The organism is Streptomyces sp. NPDC052020 (assembly GCF_040680575.1).
GTDB lineage: Bacteria > Actinomycetota > Actinomycetes > Streptomycetales > Streptomycetaceae > Streptomyces.
This window is the reverse complement of record NZ_JBFAWY010000006.1, coordinates 51,934-66,061: the sequence shown is the minus strand read 5'-3', so window position 1 is coordinate 66,061 and position 14,128 is coordinate 51,934. Positions and strand designations below refer to the sequence as shown.

The following is a 14,128-nucleotide window of genomic DNA, read 5'->3' as shown; positions in this document are numbered from 1 at the left end:
GTGGACTACACCACAAACGGACACCACAACGGAATCCCGTCGTGGCACCGCCTTCCTACAACGGATCGTCCGGCACGTTCCTGCCGGTAGAAGGGGGCCCATTCACCATGGCCACTGTCACGTTCGACAAGGCGACCCGGATCTACCCGGGTTCCGACAAGCCCGCCGTCGACGCCCTGGACATCGAGATCGCGGACGGCGAGTTCCTCGTCCTGGTCGGCCCGTCCGGCTGCGGCAAGTCCACGTCCCTGCGGATGCTCGCGGGCCTGGAGGACGTCAACGGCGGCGCCATCCGCATCGGCGACCGCGATGTCACGCACCTGCCGCCCAAGGACCGGGACATCGCCATGGTGTTCCAGAACTACGCCCTCTACCCGCACATGACGGTCGCCGACAACATGGGCTTCGCGCTCAAGATCGCCGGCGTGCCGAAGGCGGAGATCCGGCAGAAGGTCGAGGAGGCCGCGAAGATCCTCGACCTCACGCAGTACCTGGACCGCAAGCCGAAGGCGCTCTCCGGCGGTCAGCGCCAGCGTGTGGCGATGGGCCGCGCGATCGTGCGTGAGCCGCAGGTGTTCCTCATGGACGAGCCGCTGTCCAACCTGGACGCCAAGCTGCGTGTGTCCACCCGTACGCAGATCGCCTCGCTCCAGCGCCGTCTGGGCATCACCACCGTCTACGTCACCCACGACCAGGTCGAGGCCCTGACGATGGGTGACCGCGTGGCGGTCCTCAAGGACGGTCTGCTCCAGCAGGTCGACACCCCGCGCAACATGTACGACCGGCCCGCCAACCTGTTCGTGGCCGGCTTCATCGGCTCCCCGGCGATGAACCTGATCGAGGTGCCGATCACCGACGGCGGCGTGAAGTTCGGCAACTCGGTGGTGCCGGTGCAGCGCGACGCGCTGTCCTCCACCACCGACAAGAAGGTCACCGTGGGTGTCCGTCCCGAGCACTTCGACGTGGCGGGCCCCGACTCCGACCTGGGTGTCGCGGTCACCGTCAACGTCGTCGAGGAGCTGGGCTCCGACGCGTACGTCTACGGCACCGCGGAGGTCGGCGGGGAGGCGAAGGACCTCGTCGTCCGCGTCGGCGGCCGTGAGGTCCCGGAGAAGGGCAGCCGGCTGCACGTCGTGCCGCGCTCCGGCGAGACCCACGTGTTCTCGACCTCCACCGGTGAGCGCCTCTCCGACTGAGCGGCGATGAGCCCCCGTCCCCGGCCGTCACGGCCCGGGGGCGGGAATCGGTGAGCAAGGGCCCCGCAGAGCGCTGCGGGGCCCTTCGCGCTGTCGACAAATACCCCGGCACACCGGGCATTTCGAGCAGTGTGCGTCAACGCCTTACCCACTTCCGGGCCCCTCTTCACCCCCCATAAGGGTGACTAAATGTCTCCAAATCACTACGGGGCGCTACCCTCACCTGCGTGAAGCACTCCACCACCCCACAGACGCGACGCGGCCGGGGCCCCGCCCGCCGGATCGGCCGCTCCCTCGCCTTCGTCCTGCCCGTCGTCCTGGTGCTCTCCGGGACCCTCGCGGTCACCCGAGTCAACTGGTCGGGGGATTCCTCGAGCCCGGTGCTCACCGCGGCGGACGCCTCGGTGTCGAAGGCGTCCTCCCGCGCCGCCGCGCTGGCCCCCCACGAGGTCCTGCGCGGACGGCTGCTGACCGAACTCCAGGAGGAGGACCCGGGCGTCGCGCTCACCCACCTCCAGGAGGCGGTCGACGACCGCCCCGCACTGGCCCGGCACTGCGCGTCCATCGCCCGCTCCCTGGGCCGCGCCGCGGTGCGGGTCTACGGCCCGACGCGCGCCCAGTCGTACTCCCGCCCCGTCTGCGACACCTCCTACGCCTCGGGCGTCCTGGCCGCGCACGGCTGACGCCGCGGCCGGCGCCGGGCCGGGCGGGGCGCCACGTACAGTGCGGTCATGACCGATCCGAGCGCTGCGTCCCGCCCCGTGCAAGCCGTCGTCCTGGCCGGCGGCCAGGGTTCCCGGCTGCGTCCCTACACCGACGACCGGCCCAAGCCGATGGTCGAGATCCCCGGTACGGGAACCCCGATCATCGGCCATCAGCTTTCCTGGCTCGCCGAGGAGGGCGTGACGGACGTGGTGGTCTCCTGCGGCCACCTCGCCGAGGTGCTGCAGAAGTGGCTGGAGAGCGCGGATCTGCCCCTCTCCGTGACCACCGTCGTCGAGAACGAGCCCCTCGGCCGCGGCGGCGGCCTGAAGTACGCCGCCGCCCGTCTCCCCCACCCCGACCGGCCCTGGTACGCCACGAACGGCGACATCTGGACCCGGTTCTCGCTGCGCGACATGGCGGACTTCCACACCGAGCGGGACGCCGTCGCGACCCTCGCCCTGGCCCGCCCGCGCCTTCCCTGGGGCGCGGTGAAGACGGACGGCTTCGGGCACATCACCGACTTCATCGAGGCGCCCCCGTCGACCTTCGAGATCAACGCGGGCGTGTACGTCTTCTCCCCCGGGTTCGCCGAGATGCTGCCGGAGCGCGGCGACCACGAGCGGTCCACGTTCCCGCGTCTGGCGCGTGAGCGCCGGCTGGCCGGCTTCCCGATCCCGCAGGGTTCCTACTGGCGGGCGATCGACACCGCGAAGGACCTGACGGAGGCGGCGAAGGAGCTGGCGGCTTCGAGCCGCTGAGAGCCCGCCGTATACGGCGAACGGGGTCCCGCACACCTTCTGGTGTGCGGGACCCCGTTCGTACGGGCCGTGCGTGCCGTGGGCGGTGTCAGCCCAGCAGGCCGCCGACGAGCCCCGGCTGCCCGGAGGAGGACGAGCCGCCTCCGCTGCTGTCACCGCCGGTACCGGTGCCGGTACCGGCGGTCGAGCCGCTGCCGGCGTCGCCCCCGGTGGGGGTGCCGCCGCTGGTCGGGCCCGAACTGGTGCTGGGCGCCTGGCCGGCCGTGGAGGGCTGCTGCGGCGGGGCCTGCCCGGTGGTGCCCTGCGTCTGGCTGGGCGATCCGCTGGTGGCCGTGCCGGCGTCGCTCGTGGCACCGGTCGTGGAGCCGGCACCGGCGGTCGGGGCGGTCGTGCCGGAGGTGGCCTCCTGGGTGGGCGAGGCGGAGACCTCCGGGGCCTGCTCCCGCCGCCGCTCGCCGGGCTCCACGGGGAGCGGGGAGCCGGGCTGTTCGTTGCGCGGGGCCTCGCCGGGGCCGGGGACGACCACGCGGTCGGCGTCCCGGACGGCGCCGCCGAGCAGCGAGCCGACCAGCAGGGTGAGGCCCGTGACGACGAAGGTGACGAGAGCGCCCCGGCGCAGCACGAAGCGGCGCAGGTCCCACAGGGGGGCGCGGGGCCCGAGGCGCCGCCAGGCGCTCCCGGCGAGGCGGCCGTCGACGGAGTAGACGGGGGCGCCGGCGATGATCAGCGGGGACCAGGCGGCGAGGTAGATGATGTCGGGCGCGTCATAGGCGGGGACGCTCTTCCAGCTGACGGTGACCAGCAGCGCGGCGGACAGGCCCGCGCCGATCACGGCGGCGACGCGCTGCCAGCAGCCCAGCACCGTCAGGACGCCGACGATGACCTGGAGGAAGGCGATGACGAGGCCGGAGCCGACCGGGTGCTGGAGGGCGAACTGGCGCAGCGGCTCGGCGACTTCCCACGGGTGCAGGGTGTTGAGCCACTTGACCATGGAGCCGCGTTCGCCGCCGTCGAAGTAGACGGGGTCGCAGAGCTTGCCCATGCCGGCGTAGATGGAGATGGCGCCGAGGAAGACCCGCAGCGGCAGCAGGACGACGCCGAGGTTCATCCGGCGGCCGGGGTAGTAGGCGTGCCGTGCCGGGTCGTCGCCGTGGCGGCGGCCGGACGGTTCGCCCGCGGCCCGGCCGTCGAGGGTGCCGTCGGCGGTGTCGTCGTCGAACTCGTCGTCCGGGCCGGCGGGTTGGCCGTAGGCGGGGCCGGCGCCGCGCATGGCGGGCAGCAGCCGGGTGTCCTCCGCGCCGGGGGTGCGCTGGGGGCCGACGACGGGGGTGGGGAGGGTCTGGGTGGCGAGCTCGTCGTAGTCGTCATGGCCGCCGTACCCGTCACGGCCGTCACGGCCGTCACGGCCGCCGCGGCCGTCGGGGTGCGGGCCGCCCGGGCCGAGGCCGACGCGGGGGATGACCTGGGTGGCCCCGGCGTCGGCGGCGGGCTCCGCGACGTGGTGGCCGGTACCGGCCCGCACGGCTTGCAGCAGCCGGTGGGCGCCGGTGTCGTCCGGCTCGGTGTGGCCGCTCCATACGACCGGCCGCCGGCGGGCGAGGCCGGCCGTGTGCTCGGCGGAGCCGGCGACGGGCATGGGGGCGGTGTCCTGGGTGGCGCTCAAGTGCCGCGCGACCCGCGGGGACCGGGTGCGCCGCGCCGAGGCGCCCAGCTCGACGCGGAAGCTCGCATTGTTGACGATGACCTGCGCCGGATCGCTCGGCACCTTCACCATGCTCAGCGCGGGAGCGTCGTCGATTCCCGACGAGCGGTCCCCCGTGGGTGTGCGGGGTGTTCTGGTGTCCACACTCATCTAACCGAGTGACGTGTCGTTAGGACACTGCTTTGACCCGCCGGAACTGTCCGGACCGCGTCAAGCTGCTCCGGGCTGCCCGGAACACCCCGTTCGGGTGACGGCGCGGCACATCCGTTCGCGCCTCCCGGGGACGCGCCGCGCCTTACCTCACGAGCGCTTGCGCGCCGCCTCGTACAGCACGATGCCCGCCGCCACACCGGCGTTGAGCGACTCGGCGCCGCCGGGCATCGGGATGCGCACCCGGAAGTCGCAGGTCTCGCCGACGAGCCGGGACAGGCCCTTGCCCTCGCTGCCGACGACGATGGCGACGGGCCCCTCCAGGGCCTCCAGCTCGCCGAGCTCGACGTCTCCGTCGGCGGCGAGGCCGACCACCACGACTCCAGCCTTCTTGTACTGCTCAAGAGCGCGCGTCAGGTTCGTGGCGCGGGCGACGGGCGTCCGGGCGGCCGTCCCGGCGGAGGTCTTCCAGGCACCGGCGGTCATCCCGGCCGCGCGCCGCTCGGGTACGACGACGCCGTGGCCCCCGAAGGCGGAGACGGATCGGACGACGGCACCCAGGTTGCGCGGGTCGGTCACCCCGTCGAGAGCGACGATCAGCGGGTCCTCGCCCTCGTCGGCGGCGGCGTCGAGGAGGTCCTCGGGGTGCGCGTACTCGTACGGCGGGACCTGGAGGACCAGGCCCTGGTGGTTGAGCCCGTTGGTCATCCGGTCGAGCTCGGGACGCGGCGCCTCCATCAGGTTGAGGTTGCCGCGCTCGGCCGCGAGCTGGAGCGCCTCGCGCACCCGCTCGTCGTTGTCGATGAACTGCTGGACGTAGAGGGTCGAGGCGGGCACGCCCTCGCGCAGCGCCTCGACGACGGGGTTGCGGCCGACGACGAGCTCGGAGGTCGACCGGCCGCCGCCGCGCCTGCCCTGCGTGCGGCCCTGGGCCCGGCGGGCCTTCGCCTGTGCGGCGCGCTGCTTGACGTGTCCCTTGCGCATCTCGGCGGGGGGCGTCGGGCCCTTGCCCTCCAGGCCCCGGCGCCGCTTGCCGCCGCTGCCGACCTGCGCGCCCTTCTTGCCGGACATGCGGCGGTTGTTCGCGGCCATGAGTTACCCGTCTCCGTGAAAGTGGTCGTACATACGTCTTATGCAGTGTGCCGCCCGGAGCCCCGGGCGGCACAGTCGATCTACGGTGGTCAGCGCGAGCCGAGGCTCCAGCGCGGCCCCTGGGGGCTGTCCTCGATGACGAGCCCGGAGGCGTTGAGCTGGTCGCGCAGCGCGTCCGCGGTGGACCAATCCTTGCGGGCGCGGGCGGCCTCGCGCTGGTCGAGCACCATCCGTACGAGGGTGTCGACGACGCCGCGCAGATCCTCGCCCCGGTCGCTCTCCCCGGCCCACATCGGGTCGAGCGGGTCCAGGCCCAGGACGCCGAGCATGGCGCGCACCTCGGCGAGGCGGGCGACGGCGGCTTCCTTGTCGTCTGCGGCCAGCGCGCTGTTGCCCTGCCGCACCGTGGTGTGCACGACGGCGAGCGCCTGCGGCACGCCCAGGTCGTCGTCCATGGCGTCGGCGAAGGCGGGCGGCACCTCGGCGGCGGGCTCGACGGGACCCCCGGCGAGTTCCACCACCCGCTGCGCGAAGCCCTCGATCCGCGCGAACGCCGCCTCCGCCTCGCGCAGCGACTCCTCGCTGTACTCGATGGTGGAGCGGTAGTGCGGGGTGCCGAGGTAGTAGCGCAGCACGATCGGGCGCCATTGCTTGACCATCTCGGAGACCAGGACCGAGTTGCCGAGCGACTTCGACATCTTCTCGCCGCTCATGGTGACCCAGGCGTTGTGCACCCAGTACTGGGCGAAGTCGTCGCCGAACGCCTTGGCCTGGGCGATCTCGTTCTCGTGGTGCGGGAAGACCAGGTCCAGTCCGCCGCCGTGGATGTCGAAGGCGCTGCCGAGGTACTTGTGCGCCATCGCGGAGCACTCCAGGTGCCAGCCCGGACGGCCGCGGCCCCAGGGGGTCTCCCAGTCGGGCTCGCCGGGCTTGGCGGCCTTCCACATGGCGAAGTCGCGCGGGTCCCGCTTGCCGGTGATGCCCTCCTCGGCGGGCTGCCGCATCTCGTCGAGGTCCTGCTTGGACAGCTCCAGGTACGCGGGCCAGGACCGGACGTCGAAGTAGACGCTGCCGTCGGCCTCGTAGGCGTGTCCGCGCTCGATGAGCGTGCGCATCATCTCGACCATCTCGGGGACGTGTCCGGTGGCGCGTGGCTCATAGGTGGGCGGCAGGCAGCCGAGTGCGGCGTAAGCGTCGCCGAACGCCCGTTCGTTGGCGTAACCGATGGCCCACCAGGGGCGGTTCCGCTCCGCCGCCTTGTGAATGATCTTGTCGTCGATGTCGGTGACGTTGCGTACGAACGTGACGTCGTAGCCGCGGTAGGCGAACCAGCGGCGCATGATGTCGAAGTTCAGCCCCGACCGGATGTGCCCGATGTGCGGGGGGGCCTGCACGGTGGCGCCACACAGGTAGATCGAGACACACCCGGGCTGGAGGGGGGTGAAGTCGCGGATCTGCCGGGCGCTGGTGTCGTACAGGCGAATAGTCACGTGTCCAGGGTAGTGGGCGCCGGGCAGTGCCCCGCGACCTTCCGCGCCGGGGCCGCGCAATCGTGATACCGGGGGGCCAGGGCGGTCCAGGCCGGGGACCGGACGTCCAGGCCGGGGGCCGGGCGGTCACAGGCGGAACCGGACCGCCCGGATCCCGTCCGTCGGACTCAGCCCGTCCGTACCACGAGGGCCGTCGCCACCGCCATCAGCCCTTCGCCGCGGCCGGGGAAGCCGAGACCGTCCGTGGTGGCCCCGGAGACGGAGACCGGGGCGCCGGCGGCCTCGGAGAGGATCTTCTGCGCCTCGTCCCGCCGCTTGCCGATCTTGGGACGGGCTCCGACGACCTGGACGGCGACGTTGCCGATCCGGAAGCCGGCCTCGCGCACGATCCGCGCCGCCTCCGTCAGCAGGGTCACCCCGGAGGCGCCGGACCACTCGGGCCGCCCGGTGCCGAAGTGCTGCCCGAGGTCACCGAGCCCGGCGGCGGAGAACAGCGCGTTGCAGGCGGCGTGCGCGACGACGTCCGCGTCGGAGTGCCCGGCCAGGCCGGGCCCCTCGCCCTCCCACTTCAGGCCCGCGCACCACAGCTCGCGGCCCTCCTCGAAGGCGTGGATGTCGGTGCCGATGCCCACCTGGGGCAGGGCGGGCGGCGCGGGCGTCTCAGAAGCCATCGTTGAGCCTCCTGCGGGCCAGTACCGCCTCGGCGAGGACGAGGTCCAGGGGGCGGGTGACCTTGAACGCCTCCTCGTGGCCGGGCACCGCCACGACCGGCACGCCGAGCTGCTCGACCATGCCGGCGTCGTCGGTGACGGCGCCGGTCACCGTCTCATGGGCGCGGATCAGCGTGGCGCGGTCGAAGCCCTGCGGGGTCTGCACAGCGCGCAGCAGGGAGCGCTCCGGCGTCGCCACCACCGGTTCGGGACCGCCCGGCGTGGCGGCGGGCTCGACCTGCTTGACGGTGTCGGCCGGCGGGAGGGCCGGGACGACGGCGGGGGCACCGTCGCGGACGGCCTCGATGACGGCGTCGACGGTGTCGACCGGCACCAGCGGCCGGGCCGCGTCGTGCACCAGGACGATGTCGTAGCCGGGCGGCAGCGCGTCGAGGCCGAGCTTCACGGACTCCTGGCGGGACGCGCCGCCGGGCACCACGAGGAAGTCCGTCCGCTCGGGGAGCGCGTGCGCGTCCAGCAGGCTCTTGACCTCGGCGGCGCCGTCGGGCGGGGCGACGACGACCACCAGGGAGACGGCGCGGGAGGCGGCCATGGCGCGGACCGCGTGGATGAGCATGGGGGTTCCGCCCAGCGCGCGGAGCGCTTTCGGGGCGCCCGGACCGAGGCGCACGCCCCGACCGGCGGCCGGAATCACGGCGGCGGTCGGCGCCGCGGCGGGTGAAGGACGCGAATCGTCAGACATCGGTTCCTGTCAGGTTTGTGTGCTCGGCCTACGTGGGTATGGCCTGGGCGTGCGCCCCTGCCCACCACGCGGGGACGTGCCGGGCGCTCCGCCTCGACCAGCCCCTTCCGTGAACTGGTCGGGCCGGGGGCACGCCCGGGGGGTCAGCGGGCGGACGGCGCCGGGGTGCGGACATGCCGCAGCGCCCGGCGACAGCGAAGGCGTCATCGGGCACCGCGGCATTTCGTGTGCTGAACCGAGCGGGTCCGCCTCGGGTCAGGAGGCGAGGACCTCGTCGAGCAGGGCTTCGGCCTTGTCCTCGTTCGTGTTCTCCGCGAGGGCGAGCTCGCTCACCAGGATCTGGCGGGCCTTGGCGAGCATCCGCTTCTCACCGGCGGAGAGTCCGCGCTCGCGCTCACGGCGCCACAGGTCGCGCACGACTTCCGCGACCTTGATGACGTCGCCGGAGGCGAGCTTCTCCAGATTTGCCTTGTAGCGACGCGACCAGTTCGTGGGCTCCTCGGCGTACGGCGCGCGCAGCACCTCGAAGACCCGGTCCAGCCCGTCCTGACCGACCACATCACGCACGCCGACGAACTCCGCATTGTCCGCTGGCACACGTACCGTCAGGTCACCCTGGGCGACCTTCAGCACCAAGTAGGTCTTGTCCACGCCTTTGATCTGGCGAGTTTCGATGGCCTCGATCAGCGCGGCCCCGTGATGGGGATAGACCACGGTGTCGCCAACCTTGAACGTCATGTGACAGGTACCCCTTCCGTGGCTATCCAGGGTAACACGGATACGGCGTCTTCTGAATGGCGTTTTCGCAGGTCAGGGCATATCTCAGGGCTTGACAACAGCGACAGGGACGTGCTGCGGAGGGGCGGCGGAAGGAGGTATTCGCAGGTCGGAGGCGCTCTACAGGGCGGTCGAAACACGCACGTCACACGCCCGCGACACCCCCCTCGGGCGGCCGAACCACCCGATATGTCCGGTTCCAAGTGCTCGACTTCCGCTACTCCGTTCGGGCTCCGGAGTGAGCTTCCGGACGAATCCGCGAATTGATCACCCGGCGTCCGAGGGCCCCGGACGGGTGATCAATTTCTCGTCCGGTGATGCATTCCTTCACGCGGAATTCGCATGCCGGGCGGCCGCGCGCGGCGAAGCTATCGGGGCTATCGGGCGGCCATCTCCGAGCTGCTTATGTGAATGCCGGACACGCAGGGGGCGAATGTGACCGACGAGTCACTTGTGGCGCCCTGTGGCGCCTGGCCTACCGCCTGCCGAGCGAAGCCGACGGCCTCTGGGGGAGGGTCGGGTGCGGCGGCCCGGGAACGGCTCGGTAACCTAAGGCCGCTGACAGTCACTTAGGGCGGCTTTATCACGTGGCCGCCGCCTCGCTCGAGTCAAGGAGTTGCCGCCGCCGTGAGCAGCAGCCTTCGACGCGGCGCCCTCGCCGCCGCCGCCATCGCGTTCTCCCTTCTCCCGCTCGCCGCGTGCGGCGCCGGCAACAACGCCCAGACGCTCCAGATCCAGCCGGACCACGCGGCGACGACCGTCGGTGACATCAAGATCCAGAACGCGGTCGTCATCACGCAGCCCGACCGGGAGTCGACGGGCCCCGCCGCGGTCTCCGCCACCGTGTTCAACACCGGCAACACCGACCAGAAGCTGGAGTCCGTCACCGTCGAGGGCGCCGGCCAGGCGGTCGAGCTCAAGCCCGCCAAGGGCCGGAAGGACCTGACCGTCCCGGCCGGCGGCTCGCTGATCATCGGCGGCAAGGACAACGCCGGCGCCGTGCTGCCCGAGGGCCGCGAGGCCGTGCGGGACGGCGACGCCCAGAAGGTCACCTTCAGCTTCAGCGAGGCCGGCGACGTGAGCCTGCGCGCCTTCGTCGTCCCGGCCTCCGGCTACTTCTCCGGCTGGGGCCCGAGCGAGGTCCCGGCCGCGCCGGGCGCCTCGGCGAGCGCCTCCCAGGAGCCGTCGCACGGCGCCTCGGCCACCCCGAGCGGCAGCGCCTCCGCGCCGGCCGGCTCGGCCACCCCGGGCGCCGGTGCCTCCGCGAGCGCGTCGGCCGGCGCGTCGGAGTCGCACGAGGCGGCGGCCGGTCACTGACCGTCGTACCGCGCACCACGTGCGGAAGGGCGGGGCCTCCCCCAAGGCCCCGCCCTTCCGCACGTCCGGGCCGAGCCCGGCGGACCCCGCCGTGCGGCCCGCGGCTCAGACCGCCGTATGGCCCTGCGGCTCGCGACCGCCCTGCGGCCTACGGGTTCGGACCGCCCGTACGGCCTACGGCTCGAACTTGTAACCGAGTCCGCGGACCGTCACCAGATACCGCGGCGCGCCCGGGTCCGGCTCGATCTTGGCGCGCAGGCGCTTAACGTGGACGTCGAGGGTCTTGGTGTCACCGACGTAGTCGGCGCCCCAGACCCGGTCGATGAGCTGCATGCGGGTCAGCACCCGGCCGGCGTTGCGCAGCAGCATCTCCAGCAGGTCGAACTCCTTCAGCGGCAGGTCGACCTTGCTGCCGCCGACGGTCACCACATGCCGGTCGACGTCCATGCGGACCGGGCCGGCCTCCAGCGCGGCCGGGGCGACCTCCTCCGGCTCGCCGCGGCGGCGCAGCACCGCCCGGATGCGGGCGACCAGCTCCCGCGAGGAGAACGGCTTGGTGACGTAGTCGTCGGCTCCTATCTCCAGTCCGACCACCTTGTCGATCTCGCTGTCCTTGGCGGTCACCATGATCACGGGAACATTGGAGCGGCCGCGCAGCTGGCGGCACACCTCGGTGCCGGGCAGGCCGGGGAGCATCAGGTCGAGGAGGACGAGGTCGGCGCCGTTGCGCTCGAACTCGTCGAGCCCGTCGGGCCCGGTGGCCGCGACGGCGACCTCGAAGCCCTCCTTGCGGAGCATGTACGACAGTGCGTCGGAGAAGGACTCCTCGTCCTCGACGACGAGCACACGGGTCACGGAAGGACCTCCGGAGCGGGAAGCGTTGCGTACGGGGATGGAGCGGTGTGGGGGGAAGCTGTGGGGGTGGACCGCCCGGCTTCGCCACCGGCGCGGGCGGATCGCGGCTGGGCCCGGTCGCGGGACCGGCCCGCCTCCGGCAGCCGCAGGGTGAAGGTGGAGCCCTGGCCTTCGGCACTCCACACCGTGACCTCCCCGCCGTGCGAGGCGACCACGTGCTTGACGATGGCGAGTCCGAGGCCGGTGCCGCCGGTGGCCCGGGAGCGGGCCGGGTCGACGCGGTAGAAGCGCTCGAAGATGCGCTCCTTGTCCTTGTCGGAGATACCGATGCCCTGGTCGGTCACCGCGATCTCGATCATGTCCCCGCCGGGTGCCGCCACCCTGCGGGCGGCGATGCCGACGCGGGTGCGGGCGGGCGAGTAGTTGACGGCGTTCTCGACGAGGTTGCCGAGGGCGGCGGCGAGCTGGCCGCGGTTGCCCCACACGTGGAGGTCGGCCGTGCCGCCGGCCCGGCGCGCGCCGGTGCCCGGATCGAGCCCTTCGGGCATCCCCACGTTCGTGGCCATGGTGATCTGCTTGCTGCCGGCCGCCTGCCGGCAGCGGTCGATGGCCTCGGCTACCAGTTCCTCCACCCGGACCGGCTCGGCGTCCTCCAGCGGATCGTCGTTCTGCACCCGGGAGAGGTCGATGAGCTCCTGCACCAGGTTGGTCAGCCGGGTCGCCTCGATCTGCATCCGCCCGGCGAAGCGCTGTACGGCCTCGGGGTCGTCGCAGGCGTCCATGACGGCCTCGGAGAGCAGGGAGAGCGCGCCGACCGGGGTCTTCAGCTCGTGGCTGACGTTGGCGACGAAGTCGCGCCGCACGGCCTCGATCCGGCGGGCCTCGGTGAGGTCCTCCACGAGCAGCAGCACCAGCCGCGAGCCCAGCGGCGCGACGCGCGCGGAGACGGCCAGGGCGTCGCCCCGCCCGGTCCCCCGCCGCGGCAGGTCCAGCTCGACCTGCCGTATCTCCCCGTCGCGCCGGGTGTCGCGGGCCATCTGGAGCATCGGCTCGACGGCCAGCTTGCCGCCGCGGACCAGTCCGAGGGCGTACGCCGCCGAGCTCGCCTTGACCACGGCGTCCTCCTCGTCGAGGACGACGGCGGAGGAGCGGAGCACCGACAGCACGGTGTCCACGCCGGGCGGGAGCATCGGGTCGACGTGCAGGGAGGTCCGGGTGGGTCGCTTCTGGTCGCGCTCGCTCCAGCGGAACGCCAGCATGGCGATGACACCGGTGAGCACTCCGGCGATCGCTGCCGCTGCGGCGACCGCCGCGTTCACGTCCATGCCTCCAGGTTAGGCACGGGGAAGGGCCCGCCTACAGCCATCGGAGTGCGAGCTCGAACACTCGTCGCTCAGAGTTCACCTGGGGGCCAGGGATGGTTCATTCGGGATGCCGGAAACGGACGCGTGCGGGCCGGAACGTGGAAACGTGGGGGTGAAGCGAGGGGCGCGAGCTCCCATTCGAAGACGTACGAGAGGAACCCTGATGCGGGACGCGTACCACGAGGAACTGGACTCGATCGGCGACGGTCTGGTGGAGATGGCCCGGCTGGTCGGGTCGGCGATCGGGCGCGCCACGACCGCCATCCTCGACTCCGACCTGAAGCTGGCGGAGCACGTGATCGAGGCCGACGCCAAGGTCGACCAGCTCCAGCACGACCTGGAGGCGCGGGCCATAGCCCTGCTGGCCCGGCAGCAGCCGGTGGCGACCGATCTGCGGATCGTCGTCACCTCGCTGCGCATGTCCGCCGACCTGGAGCGCTCCGGCGACCTCGCCCAGCACGTGGCGAAGCTGGCCCGGCTGCGCTACCCCGAGCGGGCGGTCCCGCACGACCTGCACGCCACCATCCTGGAGATGGGCCAGCTGGCGCAGCGCCTGATGGCGAAGGCGGCCGAGGTGATCATCACCAAGGACGTCGACCTGGCCCTCCAGCTGGAGCAGGACGACGACGCGATGGACCTCCTGCACCGCACCCTCTTCCAGCACCTGATGGACGACCGCTGGAAGCACGGCATCGAGACGGCCGTCGACGTGACCCTGCTGGGCCGCTACTACGAGCGGTACGCCGACCACGCCGTCGCGGTCGCCAAGCGGGTGGTGTACCTGGTGACGGGCGAGCACGCGGACGAGCTCCAGGCGGACATCCAGCCGGAGATCCAGGCGGTGGCGGGGAGCGAGGGGGTCTGAGCCGCCGGGATCCCGCCCGGGGGCTCCGGCCGCCCGGCACGCGCTCGGGGCGCGTACGAGCCACAGTGCGCCGTTGATGCGACCGGCACCCGGGGCGTGCAATGGGCACAGGCACCAGCCTTGAGGAGGGACCCATGGCCGAATCCCCCAGCACGACCCCCGACCCCGCCCGGGAACGCCCGTCCGAGCAGCCCGCCGAGGTCAGGAACCTGACCCTGGTGGCCGCCTGCGGCTGCGGCTCGGGCTGCGGCTGCGGCTGCCAGTCGGGCAACCCCTGCCAGTGCGGCTGACGGTACGCCGTTCCCGTACGTCTCCGAAGGGCTCCGGCGCGGCTGCCGGGGCCCTTCGCCGTGGGGCGGGGGCGCGGCGCCGCGCGGCTCGCGGACCGGGCGCGGGCGCGGGCGGGCCGAGGGGTACGGGGCCGGGCGGGCCCTGACGCGCGTC

At 72.6% G+C, this 14,128-nt stretch carries 14 protein-coding genes; 6 read left to right on the top strand and 8 right to left on the bottom strand.

The window, feature by feature from the left end; genetic code table 11:
• The first annotated feature begins 107 nt into the window (after nt 1-107).
• The 3 genes from ugpC (at nt 108) to AB0L74_RS07725 (ending at nt 2,659) form a co-directional block, all read left to right on the top strand.
• A complete protein-coding gene (ugpC, locus tag AB0L74_RS07735) occupies nt 108-1,196 on the top strand; it encodes a sn-glycerol-3-phosphate ABC transporter ATP-binding protein UgpC (protein WP_365646927.1) in 1,089 nt (362 codons plus the stop codon).
• A gap of 227 nt (nt 1,197-1,423) precedes the next feature.
• A complete protein-coding gene (locus AB0L74_RS07730) occupies nt 1,424-1,879 on the top strand; it encodes a hypothetical protein (RefSeq protein WP_365646924.1) in 456 nt (151 codons plus the stop codon).
• Nucleotides 1,880-1,927: 48 nt separating this feature from the next.
• On the top strand, nt 1,928-2,659 hold the full coding sequence (locus AB0L74_RS07725; RefSeq protein ID WP_365646921.1) for a nucleotidyltransferase family protein: 732 nt from the start codon (nt 1,928-1,930) through the stop codon (nt 2,657-2,659).
• 88 nt (nt 2,660-2,747) lie between these two features.
• Here AB0L74_RS07725 and AB0L74_RS07720 read toward each other — a convergent pair whose 3' ends face one another.
• From AB0L74_RS07720 to AB0L74_RS07695, 6 genes are all read right to left on the bottom strand, one after another.
• On the bottom strand, nt 2,748-4,511 hold the full coding sequence (locus tag AB0L74_RS07720) for a DoxX family membrane protein (protein WP_365646918.1): 1,764 nt from the start codon (nt 4,509-4,511) through the stop codon (nt 2,748-2,750).
• Nucleotides 4,512-4,661: 150 nt separating this feature from the next.
• The gene (rlmB, locus tag AB0L74_RS07715) at nt 4,662-5,603 is read right to left on the bottom strand and encodes a 23S rRNA (guanosine(2251)-2'-O)-methyltransferase RlmB (protein WP_365646915.1); all 942 of its coding nucleotides are present in this window, start codon (nt 5,601-5,603) and stop codon (nt 4,662-4,664) included.
• A gap of 89 nt (nt 5,604-5,692) precedes the next feature.
• On the bottom strand, nt 5,693-7,093 hold the full coding sequence (gene cysS / locus AB0L74_RS07710; protein WP_365646912.1) for a cysteine--tRNA ligase: 1,401 nt from the start codon (nt 7,091-7,093) through the stop codon (nt 5,693-5,695).
• Between the two features lie 167 nt (nt 7,094-7,260).
• The gene (gene ispF, locus AB0L74_RS07705; protein ID WP_365646910.1) at nt 7,261-7,764 is read right to left on the bottom strand and encodes a 2-C-methyl-D-erythritol 2,4-cyclodiphosphate synthase; all 504 of its coding nucleotides are present in this window, start codon (nt 7,762-7,764) and stop codon (nt 7,261-7,263) included.
• Nucleotides 7,754-8,506, bottom strand: a complete 753-nt coding sequence (ispD, locus tag AB0L74_RS07700) for a 2-C-methyl-D-erythritol 4-phosphate cytidylyltransferase (protein ID WP_365646908.1) — start codon at nt 8,504-8,506, stop codon at nt 7,754-7,756. The genes ispF and ispD overlap by 11 nt, the downstream gene beginning before the upstream one ends.
• A 255-nt stretch (nt 8,507-8,761) precedes the next feature.
• A complete protein-coding gene (locus AB0L74_RS07695) occupies nt 8,762-9,244 on the bottom strand; it encodes a CarD family transcriptional regulator (RefSeq protein WP_003953493.1) in 483 nt (160 codons plus the stop codon).
• A 666-nt stretch (nt 9,245-9,910) separates the two neighbouring features.
• Here AB0L74_RS07695 and AB0L74_RS07690 point away from each other — a divergent pair.
• Nucleotides 9,911-10,600: a DUF461 domain-containing protein gene (locus AB0L74_RS07690; protein ID WP_365646905.1), complete on the top strand. Its 690-nt coding sequence runs from the start codon at nt 9,911-9,913 to the stop codon at nt 10,598-10,600.
• A gap of 174 nt (nt 10,601-10,774) precedes the next feature.
• Here AB0L74_RS07690 and AB0L74_RS07685 read toward each other — a convergent pair whose 3' ends face one another.
• The gene (locus tag AB0L74_RS07685; protein WP_030734890.1) at nt 10,775-11,455 is read right to left on the bottom strand and encodes a response regulator transcription factor; all 681 of its coding nucleotides are present in this window, start codon (nt 11,453-11,455) and stop codon (nt 10,775-10,777) included.
• The gene (locus tag AB0L74_RS07680) at nt 11,452-12,780 is read right to left on the bottom strand and encodes an ATP-binding protein (protein ID WP_365646902.1); all 1,329 of its coding nucleotides are present in this window, start codon (nt 12,778-12,780) and stop codon (nt 11,452-11,454) included. Before AB0L74_RS07680 ends, AB0L74_RS07685 begins: the two co-directional genes overlap by 4 nt.
• Before the next feature lie 202 nt (nt 12,781-12,982).
• Here AB0L74_RS07680 and phoU point away from each other — a divergent pair, with 202 nt between their 5' ends.
• Both phoU and AB0L74_RS07670 read left to right on the top strand, forming a co-directional pair.
• Nucleotides 12,983-13,684, top strand: coding sequence for a phosphate signaling complex protein PhoU (gene phoU / locus AB0L74_RS07675; RefSeq protein ID WP_365646899.1), 702 nt, complete (start codon nt 12,983-12,985; stop codon nt 13,682-13,684).
• A 134-nt stretch (nt 13,685-13,818) separates the two neighbouring features.
• Nucleotides 13,819-13,974: a hypothetical protein gene (locus AB0L74_RS07670; protein WP_365646897.1), complete on the top strand. Its 156-nt coding sequence runs from the start codon at nt 13,819-13,821 to the stop codon at nt 13,972-13,974.
• Nucleotides 13,975-14,128: the final 154 nt, after the last annotated feature.